Annotated in this window: 15 protein-coding genes; 6 read left to right on the forward strand and 9 right to left on the reverse strand. The window is 66.4% G+C overall.

Features of this window, described 5'->3' with window-relative positions; translation table 11 throughout:
* Complete coding sequence (locus tag AC1RRV_RS08025; RefSeq protein ID WP_492859069.1) at nucleotides 1-300, forward strand: winged helix-turn-helix domain-containing protein; 300 nt, start codon at nucleotides 1-3, stop codon at nucleotides 298-300.
* A gap of 16 nt (nucleotides 301-316) precedes the next feature.
* Here the strand turns inward: AC1RRV_RS08025 and rhaT are convergent, their stop codons facing one another.
* Nucleotides 317-1,411 (reverse strand): L-rhamnose/proton symporter RhaT, encoded by a 1,095-nt coding sequence (rhaT, locus tag AC1RRV_RS08030; RefSeq protein ID WP_492859070.1) that lies wholly within the window; start codon nucleotides 1,409-1,411, stop codon nucleotides 317-319.
* A 180-nt stretch (nucleotides 1,412-1,591) separates the two neighbouring features.
* On the opposite strand from rhaT, the gene AC1RRV_RS08035 reads away from it, so the two are divergent.
* The gene (locus AC1RRV_RS08035) at nucleotides 1,592-2,914 is read left to right on the forward strand and encodes a hypothetical protein (RefSeq protein WP_492859071.1); all 1,323 of its coding nucleotides are present in this window, start codon (nucleotides 1,592-1,594) and stop codon (nucleotides 2,912-2,914) included.
* A 79-nt stretch (nucleotides 2,915-2,993) separates the two neighbouring features.
* Here AC1RRV_RS08035 and glmM read toward each other — a convergent pair whose 3' ends face one another.
* Entirely contained in the window at nucleotides 2,994-4,340 is a 1,347-nt protein-coding gene (gene glmM, locus AC1RRV_RS08040; RefSeq protein WP_492859072.1) for a phosphoglucosamine mutase, read from the reverse strand.
* 160 nt (nucleotides 4,341-4,500) lie between these two features.
* Between glmM and glmS the strand changes: the two genes are divergently transcribed.
* Nucleotides 4,501-6,321, forward strand: a complete 1,821-nt coding sequence (gene glmS, locus AC1RRV_RS08045; protein ID WP_492859073.1) for a glutamine--fructose-6-phosphate transaminase (isomerizing) — start codon at nucleotides 4,501-4,503, stop codon at nucleotides 6,319-6,321.
* A gap of 65 nt (nucleotides 6,322-6,386) precedes the next feature.
* Here glmS and AC1RRV_RS08050 read toward each other — a convergent pair whose 3' ends face one another.
* Nucleotides 6,387-6,680, reverse strand: coding sequence for a GIY-YIG nuclease family protein (locus AC1RRV_RS08050; RefSeq protein WP_492859074.1), 294 nt, complete (start codon nucleotides 6,678-6,680; stop codon nucleotides 6,387-6,389).
* A gap of 230 nt (nucleotides 6,681-6,910) precedes the next feature.
* Complete coding sequence (locus AC1RRV_RS08055) at nucleotides 6,911-8,092, reverse strand: class I SAM-dependent methyltransferase (protein WP_492859075.1); 1,182 nt, start codon at nucleotides 8,090-8,092, stop codon at nucleotides 6,911-6,913.
* Nucleotides 8,093-8,150: 58 nt separating this feature from the next.
* Here AC1RRV_RS08055 and AC1RRV_RS08060 point away from each other — a divergent pair, with 58 nt between their 5' ends.
* Together AC1RRV_RS08060 and AC1RRV_RS08065 are read left to right on the forward strand one after the other, a co-directional pair.
* The gene (locus AC1RRV_RS08060; protein WP_492859076.1) at nucleotides 8,151-8,612 is read left to right on the forward strand and encodes an SAM-dependent methyltransferase; all 462 of its coding nucleotides are present in this window, start codon (nucleotides 8,151-8,153) and stop codon (nucleotides 8,610-8,612) included.
* On the forward strand, nucleotides 8,609-9,127 hold the full coding sequence (locus AC1RRV_RS08065) for a GNAT family N-acetyltransferase (protein WP_492859077.1): 519 nt from the start codon (nucleotides 8,609-8,611) through the stop codon (nucleotides 9,125-9,127). The genes AC1RRV_RS08060 and AC1RRV_RS08065 overlap by 4 nt, the downstream gene beginning before the upstream one ends.
* On the opposite strand, the gene AC1RRV_RS08070 is transcribed toward AC1RRV_RS08065, so the two are convergent.
* Together AC1RRV_RS08070 and AC1RRV_RS08075 are read right to left on the reverse strand one after the other, a co-directional pair.
* Nucleotides 9,124-9,582: a nuclear transport factor 2 family protein gene (locus AC1RRV_RS08070; RefSeq protein WP_492859078.1), complete on the reverse strand. Its 459-nt coding sequence runs from the start codon at nucleotides 9,580-9,582 to the stop codon at nucleotides 9,124-9,126. The two genes, AC1RRV_RS08065 and AC1RRV_RS08070, sit on opposite strands and share 4 nt — an antisense overlap.
* A 13-nt stretch (nucleotides 9,583-9,595) precedes the next feature.
* The gene (locus AC1RRV_RS08075; RefSeq protein ID WP_492859079.1) at nucleotides 9,596-10,006 is read right to left on the reverse strand and encodes a YkvA family protein; all 411 of its coding nucleotides are present in this window, start codon (nucleotides 10,004-10,006) and stop codon (nucleotides 9,596-9,598) included.
* 56 nt (nucleotides 10,007-10,062) lie between these two features.
* Here AC1RRV_RS08075 and AC1RRV_RS08080 point away from each other — a divergent pair, with 56 nt between their 5' ends.
* Entirely contained in the window at nucleotides 10,063-10,845 is a 783-nt protein-coding gene (locus tag AC1RRV_RS08080) for an SDR family NAD(P)-dependent oxidoreductase (protein ID WP_492859080.1), read from the forward strand.
* Between the two features lie 53 nt (nucleotides 10,846-10,898).
* Here the strand turns inward: AC1RRV_RS08080 and AC1RRV_RS08085 are convergent, their stop codons facing one another.
* The 3 genes from AC1RRV_RS08085 to AC1RRV_RS08095 form a co-directional block, all read right to left on the reverse strand.
* Nucleotides 10,899-11,489 carry a CC0125/CC1285 family lipoprotein gene (locus AC1RRV_RS08085; protein ID WP_492859082.1) on the reverse strand — a complete coding sequence of 197 codons (591 nt, stop codon included), beginning with the start codon at nucleotides 11,487-11,489 and terminating at the stop codon, nucleotides 10,899-10,901.
* Between the two features lie 98 nt (nucleotides 11,490-11,587).
* Complete coding sequence (locus tag AC1RRV_RS08090) at nucleotides 11,588-12,220, reverse strand: LysE family translocator (protein ID WP_492859083.1); 633 nt, start codon at nucleotides 12,218-12,220, stop codon at nucleotides 11,588-11,590.
* A 42-nt stretch (nucleotides 12,221-12,262) separates the two neighbouring features.
* Nucleotides 12,263-12,670, reverse strand: a complete 408-nt coding sequence (locus AC1RRV_RS08095; RefSeq protein WP_492859084.1) for an MAPEG family protein — start codon at nucleotides 12,668-12,670, stop codon at nucleotides 12,263-12,265.
* Nucleotides 12,671-12,821 lie beyond the last annotated feature (151 nt).

Below are 12,821 nucleotides of genomic sequence, written 5' to 3' on the forward strand. Positions count from 1 at the left end.
ATGGCGCAGCTCGACGACCTCATCCACCAGCCGCTGCGGCTGAAGATCATGGCCGCCCTGGCCGCCGAGAAGGGCCAGCCGCTGGATTTCCCGCGCCTGAAGACGATCACCGAGGCGACCGACGGCAACCTCGGCAGCCACCTGACCACCCTGGAAAAGGCCGGCTATGTCGCGATCGATAAGGATTTCGTCGGCAAGCGCCCCCGCACCCAGGCGCGGCTGACCCCGGAAGGCCGCAAAGCCTTCCGGAGCCATGTCGAGTACCTGCGGGCGGTGGTGGAGGCGGCCGAGGAGGCCTGACCGCCCTCCTAGTCGCCTACCCGCCCAGGCGGTTGCCGTAGCCGATCACCACGGTGGCCCCGACCAGCAGGGCGACGCCGGCCCAGACCATGTTGCGCACGGCGGGACGGGCGTCCTTCCATTCCTTGAAGGCGAAGCCCCACAGGGTGCCGAAGATGATGATGCTGGCCATGTGCAGGGTCCAGCTGGAGAAGCCGAACTTGCCCATCTGGCTCTCGCCCATGGTGTAGAAGAAGAACTGGAAGTACCAGGCGGTCCCGGCCAGGGCGCACAGCAGATAGTTGACCAGCAGCGGGGGCTTGGCCTCGCCAGCTTCCCCGCTGCTTTCCGCCACGCGGCCGATCCACTGGCCGGCGGACTTGTTCTTGCCGATCAGGATGGCGCACCAGACGCCGTTGGTGATCAGTCCGCCGAACATGATCAGGCACAGGGTCGGCAGGCCGGTCCACAGCGGACCCGCGCCGGCCGCGGCGGCCAGGGCCTTGATCGGCTCGCCCGCCGCGAGGCCAAAGGCGAAGCAGGCCGACATGACGCCCGAGAAGATCGCCACGGCGATCCCCTTCTTGAAGTCAAACTCGGCGACGGCGGCGGCCTTCTGGTCAGGAGAGAGATCCGCGTCCTTCTTGGCTCCGGCCCAGGCGACCACGACGATGCCGGCCAGGGTCATGAGCAGGCCGCCCAGGATGATCTTGCCCGACAGCGAGCCCAGAAGGGTCTCGCCAAAGGTCCCGCGCACGATCGGCGGGATCAGGGTGCCGAACACGGTGCACAGGCCCAGCACCACGGCCATGCCTAGCGACAAGCCCAGATAGCGCATGGTCAGGCCGTAGGTCAGACCGCCGAAGCCCCAGAGCACGCCGAACAGGATGCATAGCCCGGCCACGTTCGGCGGCACCTTGGCCATCATGCCCATCAGGTCGGGGGTTTGCAGGGCCGCGAAGAACCACGGGGCCAGCAGCCAGGAGAAGATCCCCCCGGTCAGCCAGTAGATCTCCCACGACCAGCGCCGCACGCCGCGATAGGGGACGTAGAAGCTGGCGGAGGCCAGGCCTCCCAGCCAGTGGAAGAGCACGCCCAGCAACGGGTTGGCGATCATCGTTTCCTCGCTCATGTTCGTCTCAAAATATGAGACGATTTTCTACATGATGGACGCCTTTGGCCGGTGAGGCTAGCCCTCCAAAGACGCATCGGGCCAACGGCCCCGGTTGGTCTCATAGACCATATGGGCGCGTTGACGCTGTCGAGCGGCGCGCCCCTAATGCGTTGAACCCGGAACCGCTCGGAGGAAGATGTGGGGGAGTACGCACCAGACGAACTGCGCGTGGAGCCGTTGGCCACCGGTGTCGTGAATGGCGCATCCGACGTCCTCTACAACAAGGGGATTTCGTCCGCGGATCCGTTCGAGTGGGAGTACCACTGGTACGAGGTGACCCCGAGCGTGCTGAAGGGGTACCCGAAGGGCATCTGGGTGATGCCGGACCTCGCCCGGATCGACCTGGGTCTGGGCAACCTCTCGATTATCCCGGAAGCCCAGATCGGCACGATCATCCTCTACAAGCAGGTGAAGAAGCCCGACGGCAGCATCGGCTATGTCAACGTCGCCGTGTCGGGCGAGATTCCGGACGTCGCGCTCAAGGACTATCCGGGCCTCAACCCGCTCTATGTGGGCGCGGGTGGCACGATGCAGGGCGTCGCCTACCTCGATCTTTCCAAATCCAGCGTGTTCGAACCCGGCTTCAAGTACTTCATCAATGTCAGCGTCTTGGGGAGCAATCACCCGTGGCCGCTCAATGGGCGGTTCCTGGTGCTCACCACCGAGAACTGGACCACGCAGGATGACCCCCGCAAGCTCGCCTACGGCTCCAACTACGTCCAGGACTACCCGCTCATCTACAACAACACGGATATCGGCGATCAGCTGAAGATCGTGAACGCGGCGGGCGACAGCATCCTGTTCTATCACGGCGCCGCCGCCGTACAGGACATGATGGCCGCGATCGGGGTCGGACAGCTCACCAAGTCCGAAGCGATCGAGAAGATCGTGAAGGCGGCCGACGCGACGACGTCGGTGGCGAGCCTCGGCTACCAGTTCTTCACGGGCAAGATTCCGAGCAAGGCGGGCTTCGACTATCTGGTGAACCCGCTGGGGCCCAATCCCAACAACATCAACTCGGCCTACTACCAGAGCTTCGGTCTCGAGAACCGCTACATCAACTTCGCGGTGAACTTAGGGAAGATCGGCGAGGGCAAGGACGCCTTCGCCCAGGCCTACGGCGCGCTGGATCTCTTCGGCGCCACCAAGAAGGCCTATGCGACGATCTTCGGCAGCACGCCCACCGACGCCAAGGTGCATGCGCTGCTGGACCCGACGTTCGTGCTGAACGGCGTCACCATGAGCCGCGCGCAGTACTTCGCCTACTACGGCGGCGACGGGGCGAACGGCCAGGGGACCAAGGCGGCCATGGTGGGCTGGCTGCTGGCGGAAGCCGAAAAGGCCGATGTCGGCATGTACGCCAAGTCCAACCACGACTTCCTCGTCGACTTGGCGGACGGCGCGAATTTCGCGATCGACCTCGTCGCGGTCTATGGGAAGGCGGGCTACATCCTGACCTGAGGCGGCGTCTAGAGCGTGACAGCCGAAGTGCGAGCGGTTTCGGCGCTCGCCACGCTCCAAATGTTTGAAATGGAGCCTGTCAGGCCGTCTTCACCGCCGAGACGATCGACTTCACCACCTTCTTGACCAGGGCCGGGTCGTCACCTTCGGCCATGATGCGGATCAGGGGCTCGGTGCCCGAGGCGCGGACGACGATGCGGCCCGAGCCGTTCAGCTGGCTCTCGCCGTCGGCGATCGCCTCCTTGACCGACTTGGCCTCCAGAGGCTTGCCGCCAGCGAAGCGGACGTTCTCCAGCAACTGCGGCACCGGTTCGAACTGGCGGCCCAGGGCGCTCATCGGCTGGTCGGTCTGGATCATCACCGCCAGCACCTGCAGGGCGGCGATCAGGCCATCGCCGGTGGTCGAGAAGTCCGACAGGATCAGGTGGCCCGACTGTTCGCCCCCGACATTGAAACCGCCCTCGCGCATGCGCTGCATGACGTAGCGGTCGCCCACGGCGGTGCGTTCGAGAGTGAGGCCCAGCGTGCCCAACTGGCGCTCGAGGCCCAGGTTCGACATCACGGTAGCCACGACGCCGCCGGCCTTCAAGGTTCCAGCCCGGGCGCAGGCGCCGGCGATGATGGCCATGATCTGGTCGCCGTCGACGACCGCGCCCTTCTCGTCGCAGATCACCAGGCGGTCGGCGTCGCCGTCCAGGGCGATGCCGATGTCGGCGCGGTATTCCCGGACCATCTTGGCCATGGCGTCGGGATGGGTCGAGCCGCACTCCTCGTTGATGTTCGTGCCGTTGGGCGCGACGCCGATGGGGAAAACCTCGGCGCCAAGTTCGTAGAGGGCCGTGGGCGCGACCTTGTAGGCGGCGCCATGGGCGCAATCGATGACGATGCGCAGGCCCGACAGGCTGAGGTGGCGGGGGAAGGTCGCCTTGACGATCTCGACATAGCGGGCCTGGGCGTCGTCGATCCGCATGACGCGGCCCAGCTCGCGCGGAGCGGCGAGGCCTTCCTGCAGGCCCTCGTCCATCAGGGCCTCGATCTTCAGCTCCTGCTCGTCGGAGAGCTTGTAGCCGTCGGGGCCGAACAGCTTGATGCCGTTGTCGGCGAAATTGTTGTGCGAGGCCGAGATCATCACGCCCAGGTCGGCGCGCATCGAGCGGGTCATCATCGCCACGGCCGGGGTCGGCAGCGGACCGAACAGCCGCACGTCCATGCCGACGCTGGTGAAGCCAGCGACCAGGGCAGGCTCGATCATGTAGCCCGACAGGCGCGTGTCCTTGCCGATCACCACCAGGTGGCGGCGGTCGTCCTGCGAGCGGAACAGCTTGCCGGCCGCGAGACCGACCCGCAGCGCGACCTCGGCCGTCATCGGATGCTTGTTGGCCTGGCCCCGGATGCCGTCGGTGCCGAAATAGGCGCGCTTGCTCATGTTTTCTTCTGGTCTCGCGTTCGTCGGGTCCGGACCGCGAAACGATCCGAAATGCAGATTTATGCGAACCGGTCTTTAGCCAGTGCTAAAGGCGCCTCACGCAAAGTCCCGCGTCGGTAGGCATAATCCTGCCCGCGCGTTCTACAAGGGATCATGGCTCATGTGCGGCATTATCGGCATCGTCGGAAAACAACCCGTCGCCGACCGTCTGATCGAGAGCCTCAAGCGCCTCGAATATCGCGGCTATGACTCCGCCGGCGTCGCCGGCGTCGTGGGGGGAAAAGTCGAGCGCCGCCGGGCCCAAGGCAAGATCAAGGCCCTGGAGGCCGTGCTCGCCGACGATCCGTTGATTGCCGCGACGGGCATTGGCCATACCCGCTGGGCCACCCACGGCGCGCCCAACGTCCAGAACGCCCACCCGCACACCGCCGGCCGCGTCACGCTGGTCCACAACGGCATCATCGAGAACTTCGCCGAGCTGAAGGCCGAACTGGCCGCCGCCGGCCGGGTGTTCTCCAGCGACACCGATACCGAGGTCATCGCCCACCTGATCGACGCCGAGCTGGCCACGGGTCTGCCGCCCCTCGACGCCTTCAAGGCCACGCTGGACCGCCTGACCGGCGCCTACGCTCTGGCCGTGCTGATCGAGGGCGAGGACAATCTGGTCCTGGGCGCCCGTCGCGGCAGTCCGCTCGTCGTCGGCGAGGGGCAGGGCGAGATGTTCCTGGGCTCGGACGCCCTGGCCGTCGGGCCCTTCACCAACCGGGTGATCTATCTGGACGAGGGCGACTATGTGGCCCTGGACCACGACAGCTATCGGATCTTCGACGCCTCGGGCGCGGCCGTGACGCGGCCGGTGCGGGTGGTCCCGACCTCGGCGGTGATGCTGGAGAAGGGCAACTACCGGCACTTCATGGAAAAGGAGATCCATGACCAGCCGGAGGGCTGCCAGCGTACGATCGCGGCCTATGTCGACACCCTGGCCTCGCGGGCCTCGGTGCCCGGCGACGTGGACTTCGCCGCGCTGGACCGCATCCAGATCGTCGCCTGCGGCACGTCCTACATCGCCGGCATGATCGGCAAATACCTGATCGAGCAGCTGGCCGACCTGCCGGTCGATGTCGAGATCGCCTCGGAATTCCGCTATCGCCAGCCGGCCCTGCGGCCGGGCTCGCTGGTCATCGCCATGTCGCAGTCGGGCGAGACCGCCGACACCCTGGCCGCCCTGCGCTACTGCAAGGCCAAGGGCATGAAGAGCGCGGTGGTCGTCAACGCCACCGAATCGACCATGGCCCGCGAGGTCGACGTGGTCTGGCCGATCCATTGCGGTCCCGAGATCGGCGTGGCCTCGACCAAGGCCTTCACCGCCCAGGTGAGCGTGATGATCGCCCTGGCCGTCGCCGCCGCCAAGGCGCGAGGGACCATCGACGCCGCCGAGGAGCAGCGCCTGGTCAAGGTGCTGCTGGAGGCTCCGCGCCTGATCGCCGAGGCCATCGGCCTGGAGGACGCCATCAAGGAGATCGCCGCCGACGTCGCCAAGGCGCGGGACGTGCTCTATCTGGGACGCGGCCCGATGTCGGCCCTGGCTCTCGAAGGCGCGCTGAAGCTCAAGGAAATCAGCTACATTCACGCCGAGGGCTACGCCGCCGGCGAGCTGAAGCATGGCCCGATCGCCCTGGTCGACGACCAGACCCCGATCGTCATCCTCGCGCCCTATGACAGCTATTTCGAGAAATCGGCCTCGAACATGAGCGAGGTCATGGCGCGCGGCGGCCAAGTGATCTTCATCACCGACACCGAGGGCGTGAAGCACGCGCCGGCGGGGGCCAAGGTGGTGGTGACGGCCCCGGCGAGCGACCCGCTGGTCTCGACCCTGGTGATGTCGGCCCCCATCCAGCTTCTGGCCTACCACGTGGCCGTGGTGAAGGGCGCTGACGTCGACCAGCCCCGGAACCTGGCGAAGTCGGTGACGGTGGAGTGATTCACCTGCCCACGGCCCAATAAAACCTCGCTCATCCCCGCGAAAGCGGATGAGCGAGGATGGGGTCAGCAGTTCAGGGTTTCCGCTAGATCGGCCCAGGTCGGGTTCAGCGCCTCGATCAGCTGGATCTTCCAGGCGCGGTTCCATTTTTTGACCTGCCGCTCGCGCATGAAGGCGCCCTCCCGCGTATCGCCCATCTCGTACCAGACGAGCCGGTCGACACCGTATTTGGCGGTGAAGCCTTTGAAGACCTTCTCCTTGTGCTGCCAGATGCGGCGCGCAAGGTCGTCGGTGTGGCCGCAATAGAGCGTGCCGTAGGGCTTGCTGGCCAGGAGATAGACGCAGAACATCTGGTCCATGAGCATTCTCGAATTGAGAACCAATCAGGAACATGGCGTTCGCCCTTTTCAATCGCTCATCCCCGCGAAAGCGGGGACCCAAGCTGAATCGCCGGACTGGGCTCACGCAGATCAGCGAACGGAAAGTCTGCTTGGGTCCCCGCTTTCGCGGGGATGAGCGAGATCTTTACGGCGAGAATTGGTCCATTCTGGAGCGCCTCACGGGAAGCCCAGAGTACACCGCGCCGCCATCAACCAGCGCTCCCCAGCAAATAGTTCCGCGTCAGCGGCGCCCCGTCGCGCTTCTTGGCCAGCTGGATCTGGAAGACCATGTGGCCGCCGTGTCGGAAGCCCAGCTCCGCCCCGGCCAGGTAGAACTCCCACATCCGCCGGAAGCGGGCGTCGAACATCAGCGGGATTTCCGGATCGGCCATGAACCGCTCGCGCCAGATGCGGCAGGTCTCGGCATAGTGCAGGCGCAGGATCTCGATGTCGGTGATCCACAGGCCCGCCTGCTCGATGGCGGTGACCACTTCCGACAGGCCCGGGATGTAGCCGCCCGGGAAGATGTACTTCTGGGTGAAGGCGTTGGTCGCGCCGGGCCCGTGCATCTTGCCGATCGCGTGGACCAGGGCGACGCCGTCGTCGGTCAGTAGGCGGTTGATGGTCTCGAAATAGGTCCGGAAATTCGGCGCGCCGACGTGCTCGAGCATGCCGACCGAGACGATGCGGTCGAACGGCTCGTTCAAGTCGCGATAGTCGGTCAGGCGGAAATCGATCCGGTCGGAGAGGCCGGCCTGTTCGACACGCGCCTTGGCCAGGGCCAGCTGCTCGGTCGACAGGGTCAGGCCGGTCATCCGGGCTCCGAAGTCCTTGGCCAGGGTCATAGACAACCCGCCCCAGCCCGAACCGATGTCCAGGGTCTTCATACCCGGCTGGATCAGCAGCTTGCGGCCGATCAAGGCCTTCTTGGCGGCCTGGGCCTCTTCCAGCGTCATGTCCGGACGCTCGAAATAGGCGCAGCTGTACTGCATGTCGGTGTCGAGGAACCGCCGGTACAGGTCGTTCGACAGGTCGTAATGGTGGGCGACGTTGCGGCGCGAGGCGACCCGGCCGTTGACCTGCTGGATCCGCCGCTTCAGCGCCTTGCGGAAGCGGGTGAAGGTCGAGCCCCGCTTGGGCTTGCGCCCGCCGCTCTCGCCGACGATCTCCAGGAGCTGGGCGATCGTGCCCTGCTCGAAGACGATGTCCTCTTCCATATAGCCTTCGCCGAGCCCCAGGCTCGGATTGGCCAGCCGGCGCAGGCCCCGGCTGTTGACCCGGATCGTCACGGGCGGCCCCGTGCCGTCTCCGGCCTTGACAACCCGACCCCCGGGCAGACGCGCCGTAAGGTCTCCGGTCTTGATCATCTTGCTGAGCAGAGCTTCGATCATGTGATCAACTTAAGGCGAAGTTCGCCCGCGACAACCTGTCGCATACGGAGAGAATGCGATGTCGATCGTGATGACGCCCGTCGGCCGGGTCGAAGGCGGCCGCGCGGACCCCGAGGACGACGACTGGGGCGACAGCCGCGCCCGGATCGTGCTGGACGCGGAGCGGTTCGACGACGAGGCGCTGATGGGGCTGGAAACCTTCAGCCACGCCGAGGTGATCTATGTCTTCGACAAGGTCAGCGATGACCAGATCGTCACCGGCGCCCGCCATCCGCGCGGCAACAAGGCTTGGCCGCGCATCGGAATCTTCGCCCAGCGGGGCAAGAACCGGCCAAATCGGATCGGGGTGACGGTCTGCGAGATCGTCTCGGTCGCCGGCCGCGTGCTGGAGGTGAGGGGCCTGGACGCCATCGACGGCACGCCGGTGCTCGACATCAAGCCGGTGATGAGCGGCTTCGCGCCGCGTGGCGAACACCGCGAGCCCGACTGGGCGCGTGAAATCATGGAGAAATACTGGTGACTGGCCAGCTCGCGATCAGTCGGGCCCGCGCCGACGAAGCTTACATCATCGCCAACCTGATGCAGTTCTACATCCACGACTTCTCGGAGCTGTGGTTCGACCGCGAGCTCGAGGGCGAGTTGGGTCAGGACGGGCGTTTTTCGGACTATCCGCTGCTGGAGACCTACTGGACCGATCCGTCGCGCGAGCCCTGGCTGTTCCGGATCGACGGCCGGCCGGTCGGCTTCGCCCTGGTCAATGACGTCGCCCATTCCGAGGCCCCGATCGATCGGGCCGTGGCGGAGTTCTTCATCGTCCGCAAGCACCGCCGGCGCGGCGTCGGCCTGGCGGCGGCCCACGCCCTGTTCGGCACGGCCTGGGGCGTCTGGGAGACGGCGGTGGTTCGGCGGAATGTCGGGGCGCTGGGCTTCTGGCGCGCCGCCGCGAAGAGCTATCCAGGCGTGCGGGATGTCGTCGAGGAGGACCACGACGACAGCATGTGGAACGGCGCGATCCTGCGGTTCCTGGTGGGCTAGAGCTTCCGCAGCTCCGGACAGGCTGTCGGTTCCGCCGTCCAGCTGATGCTGGCGATTTTCCAGGCGCCGTCGGCCTTGGCCAGGGTGAAGACGTCGATCCCGCAGTGCAGGGTCTTGCCGTCCTTGGAGACCTCGTAGGGCGCGGTCACCGTGGCCAGCGGGCCGCGGCGGATGACGACGGGCGACCACATCCACTCCTTGACGCCGGCGTCCATGTGCTTGCCGAAACTGTCCTCGAAGGCGACGCGGCTGACCTTGGTCCCACCGTCCGGCAGAACGCGCACGCCCATGAACTGGGCGTTGGGCAGCACGGTGGCGCGCATCGCTTCGGGGCTGGCCTTCTCCATGCCGTCGAAGAAGGCCTGGGCGACGGCCAGCACGGCCTTGTCCTCGGGATCCGCGGGCGGGGGCGAGGCGACGACGGCGGTGGCGAGCAGCAGGGCGGTCAGCGGCATCGGAGGGTCCTGGTCAGGCGTCGTTGGACAGGCGCTGCAGGAAGGCCTTGGCGGCCTCCTTGTGGCGGGGTTTCACGGTCCGGCCGAGGATCGCCACCAGAGCGGCGAACACCGCCGCGTCGTCGGTGAAGCCGATGGCCGGCAGGATGTCGGGGATCGCGTCCACCGGCAGGACGAAATAGGCCAGGGCGGCCAGCATCATGCCCTTGGCGGCGGTCGGCGTTTCAGGGTCGCGGGCGCACCACCAGACCGACAGGGCGTCGGCGGCGAACGGCACCTTGGCGGCCACCTGCCGGATCTTGGGCAGGAAGCCGCGCTTCACACGCTCCTCGTTGACGCGCACCGTGGCGGGGACCAGCGCCTTGGCCGGATCCAGCACCTCTTTGACGTTTACGTCGGGGGACGGTTTGGCGTCGCGGCTCATCGGTTTAAACCCTTCACTCAAAGCCGATCCTAAACGCAAAGCTTGGGGAAACGTCCATGAAACTCGACAACACCGTCGCCGCCGTCGTTACCGGGGGCGCATCGGGCCTCGGCGAGGCCACCGCCCGCGCCTTGGCCGCTCAGGGCGTCAAGGTCGCCATCTTCGACATGAACGAGGCTCGCGGCGAAGAGGTCGCCAAGGAGATCGGCGGTGTGTTCTGCAAGGTCAACGTGACCAGCGACGCCGATGTCGACGCCGGCTTCGAGAAGGCCCGCGCCGCCCACGGCCAGGAACGCGTGCTGGTCAATTGCGCCGGCACCGGCAACGCGGCCAAGACCGCCGGCCGCGACAAGGCCACGGGCGAGACCAAGCACTTCCCGCTCGACGCCTTCGACCGCATCATCCAGATCAACCTGGTCGGCACGTTCCGCTGCATCGCCAAGTCGGCCAAGGGCATGCTGGACCTGGAGCCGCTGCAGGACGGCGAGCGCGGCGCGATCGTCAATACCGCCAGCGTCGCGGCCGAGGACGGCCAGATGGGCCAGGCGGCCTATTCGGCCTCGAAGGGCGGGGTGGTCGGCATGACCCTGCCGATCGCCCGCGACCTGATGAGCGAAGGCATCCGCGTCAACACCATCCTGCCGGGCATCTTCAACACCCCGCTGATGAACAATGCGCCGGAAGCGGTGAAGGCGGGCCTGGCGGCCTCGGTGCCGTTCCCCAAGCGCCTGGGCAATCCCGAGGAATATGCCCAGCTGGCCCTGACCATGATCACTTGCGGCTACTTCAACGGCGAGGACGTGCGCCTCGACGGCGGCATCCGCATGGCGCCGCGCTGATCGGGGACAGCCTGAAAAGGAAAGGGGGCCCGGTGGGCCCCCTTTTTGTTTGTCTACTTCGCCGCTTCCGGCCGCACGATCGTGCTGGCCAGGTTGGCCATGATCTCGCGGGCGTCGTAGGCGCGGGGGTCGCCTTCCGGCTTCTTGCCCCGGTGCATCACGATCTCGGCGCCGGCCTCGAACTTCTCGACGGTGCGGATCTGGGCGCGGTCGGCGAAGAAGGGGTCACCCCAGAAGGGGTCCCAGCTGCGCCAGCCATAGGCCGGACCGTAGTAGCGCCATGACGGGCGCCAGAAGCCGTACGGGCCCCAGCCGAACCCCGGGCGGGCGAACGGATCGGGCTCGACATAGCTGCGCGACGTGCGGTCGGTGCGGTGGTCGGCGGTCTCGAACCAGTCGTAGCCCTGCTGCACGGTCACTTCGGCCGACCGATAGAGCAGATAGCGCTCGACGGTCTCGCGCGAGGTCAGGCTGTTGCCGGCGAAGCTGATCCGATAGCGATCGCCTTCCAGCTTCTGTTCGGAGAACCCGCCGGTGACGGCGCCGGACGTGACCTTCGGCTGGTACGGCGTCGGGGTGGCGCAGGCGGCAAGGCCGGCGGCCACGACGAGCGCGGCGGCGAGGACGGCCTTCTTGATGGACATGATCTGCTCCCTTACGCGGAGTCCTGAGTGTTCAGATTCAACTCTGTCTGGGCTTTGTGGTTTCGCCAAGGCGCAGTTTGCTACGCGATTGAAATCAGTCAGCCTCTCGACACGATAAGTATGGCCGCCGTGATCAGCAGGATGCCGACCAGGATCGCGAATCCTCGGCGAAAACCTGGCTCGTTCATGCGGGTGGACAGCGCCGCCCCGCCCAGGCCGTAGCTGGACATGCTGATCAGGTCCATGCCGATGGTGGCGCAGGCGAACATGATCAGCTGCGGAACCAGGGGGCGCTTGACGTCCAGGAACGGCGGCAGGACGGCCGAGAAGAACAGCAGGATCTTCGGATTGGCGATCTGGACCATGAAGCCGTCGAAGAAGGCCGAGCGCCCCTTGCGGACCGTGGCCGAGGCGTGGCTCTCGACGTTCTTGATCCCCGCCCACAGCGATTTCAGGCCCAGCCAGACCAGATAGGCCGCGCCGGCCAGGGCCAGCAGGTGGAAGGCCTTGGGGAAGGCGATGACCAAGGCCCCGAGGCCGAGGGCCGAGCCGCTGAACCAGACCAAGGTGGCGACGTTCATGCCGACCACGCTGACCAGGGCGGCGGCCTTGCCGCGCTCCATGCCGGTGGCGATGGCGAACAGGTTGGCCGGGCCCGGCGTGATGGCCATGACGAACATGGCGACCAGGAAGGCGCCGTAGCGGGCGGGATCGACGGGCAGGTGGTCCATGACGCGGATATAGGACTCTACGCCATGGACCTCAAAGCCCAGCTACGCGCCGACCACCATGTAGACATAGATCGCCCGGCCCAGGGCGCCGAACAGCAGCACGCCGGTGGCCAGGGCCTGGATGATGAAGCCGATCTCGCGCTTCTTCGGGTCCGCGGCGTAGCCCAGGGCGTAGATGATCCGGCCGATGATCCAGACCACGCCGAGGGCGGCGGCCACTAGGTCGTTCCAGTAGATGGCGAACAGCCACATCGAGGGCAGGTAGATGACCAGCCACTCGACGGTGTTGGCCTGGACGCGCAGGTGACGCTCCAGTTCGGGATGGCCGGTCATGGCCGGGGCGTCGATGCCGGTCTTCCGGCGCGAGCCGCCGATCCGGACGATCATCCAGACATAGACCAGCAGCGAGACCAGGGTGACGATCGCCACGAGCGCGTGGGACTGATGCATTGGGTTTGGTTCCTCCCGACGGCCTCTCCGGGCCGCCCGAAGCGGAGCCTAGCCGGGTTCACACGTCCGGGTCATCCCGCGATTTGCATCACTGGCTGTTGCGGGTTAAACAGTTGTTAGTACCCGTTAACAGTCTGCGCGAGCTGAGCTT

This window comes from Caulobacter sp. GW821-FHT11E10 (assembly GCF_058808375.1).

What these genes read in the sequence shown, in the direction of transcription:
- AC1RRV_RS08090 (WP_492859083.1), bottom strand. Translation starts at nt 12,220, where the DNA reads ATGGACCACCTGCCCGTCGATCCCGCCCGCTACGGCGCCTTCCTGGTC.
- AC1RRV_RS08070 (WP_492859078.1), bottom strand. Translation starts at nt 9,582, where the DNA reads ATGCCGCTGACCGCCCTGCTGCTCGCCACCGCCGTCGTCGCCTCGCCC.
- rhaT (WP_492859070.1), bottom strand. Translation starts at nt 1,411, where the DNA reads ATGAGCGAGGAAACGATGATCGCCAACCCGTTGCTGGGCGTGCTCTTC.
- AC1RRV_RS08075 (WP_492859079.1), bottom strand. Translation starts at nt 10,006, where the DNA reads ATGAGCCGCGACGCCAAACCGTCCCCCGACGTAAACGTCAAAGAGGTG.
- glmM (WP_492859072.1), bottom strand. Translation starts at nt 4,340, where the DNA reads ATGAGCAAGCGCGCCTATTTCGGCACCGACGGCATCCGGGGCCAGGCC.
- AC1RRV_RS08095 (WP_492859084.1), bottom strand. Translation starts at nt 12,670, where the DNA reads ATGCATCAGTCCCACGCGCTCGTGGCGATCGTCACCCTGGTCTCGCTG.
- AC1RRV_RS08050 (WP_492859074.1), bottom strand. Translation starts at nt 6,680, where the DNA reads ATGGACCAGATGTTCTGCGTCTATCTCCTGGCCAGCAAGCCCTACGGC.
- AC1RRV_RS08080 (WP_492859080.1), top strand. Translation starts at nt 10,063, where the DNA reads ATGAAACTCGACAACACCGTCGCCGCCGTCGTTACCGGGGGCGCATCG.
- AC1RRV_RS08060 (WP_492859076.1), top strand. Translation starts at nt 8,151, where the DNA reads ATGTCGATCGTGATGACGCCCGTCGGCCGGGTCGAAGGCGGCCGCGCG.
- AC1RRV_RS08085 (WP_492859082.1), bottom strand. Translation starts at nt 11,489, where the DNA reads ATGTCCATCAAGAAGGCCGTCCTCGCCGCCGCGCTCGTCGTGGCCGCC.
- glmS (WP_492859073.1), top strand. Translation starts at nt 4,501, where the DNA reads ATGTGCGGCATTATCGGCATCGTCGGAAAACAACCCGTCGCCGACCGT.
- AC1RRV_RS08025 (WP_492859069.1), top strand. Translation starts at nt 1, where the DNA reads ATGGCGCAGCTCGACGACCTCATCCACCAGCCGCTGCGGCTGAAGATC.
- AC1RRV_RS08055 (WP_492859075.1), bottom strand. Translation starts at nt 8,092, where the DNA reads ATGATCGAAGCTCTGCTCAGCAAGATGATCAAGACCGGAGACCTTACG.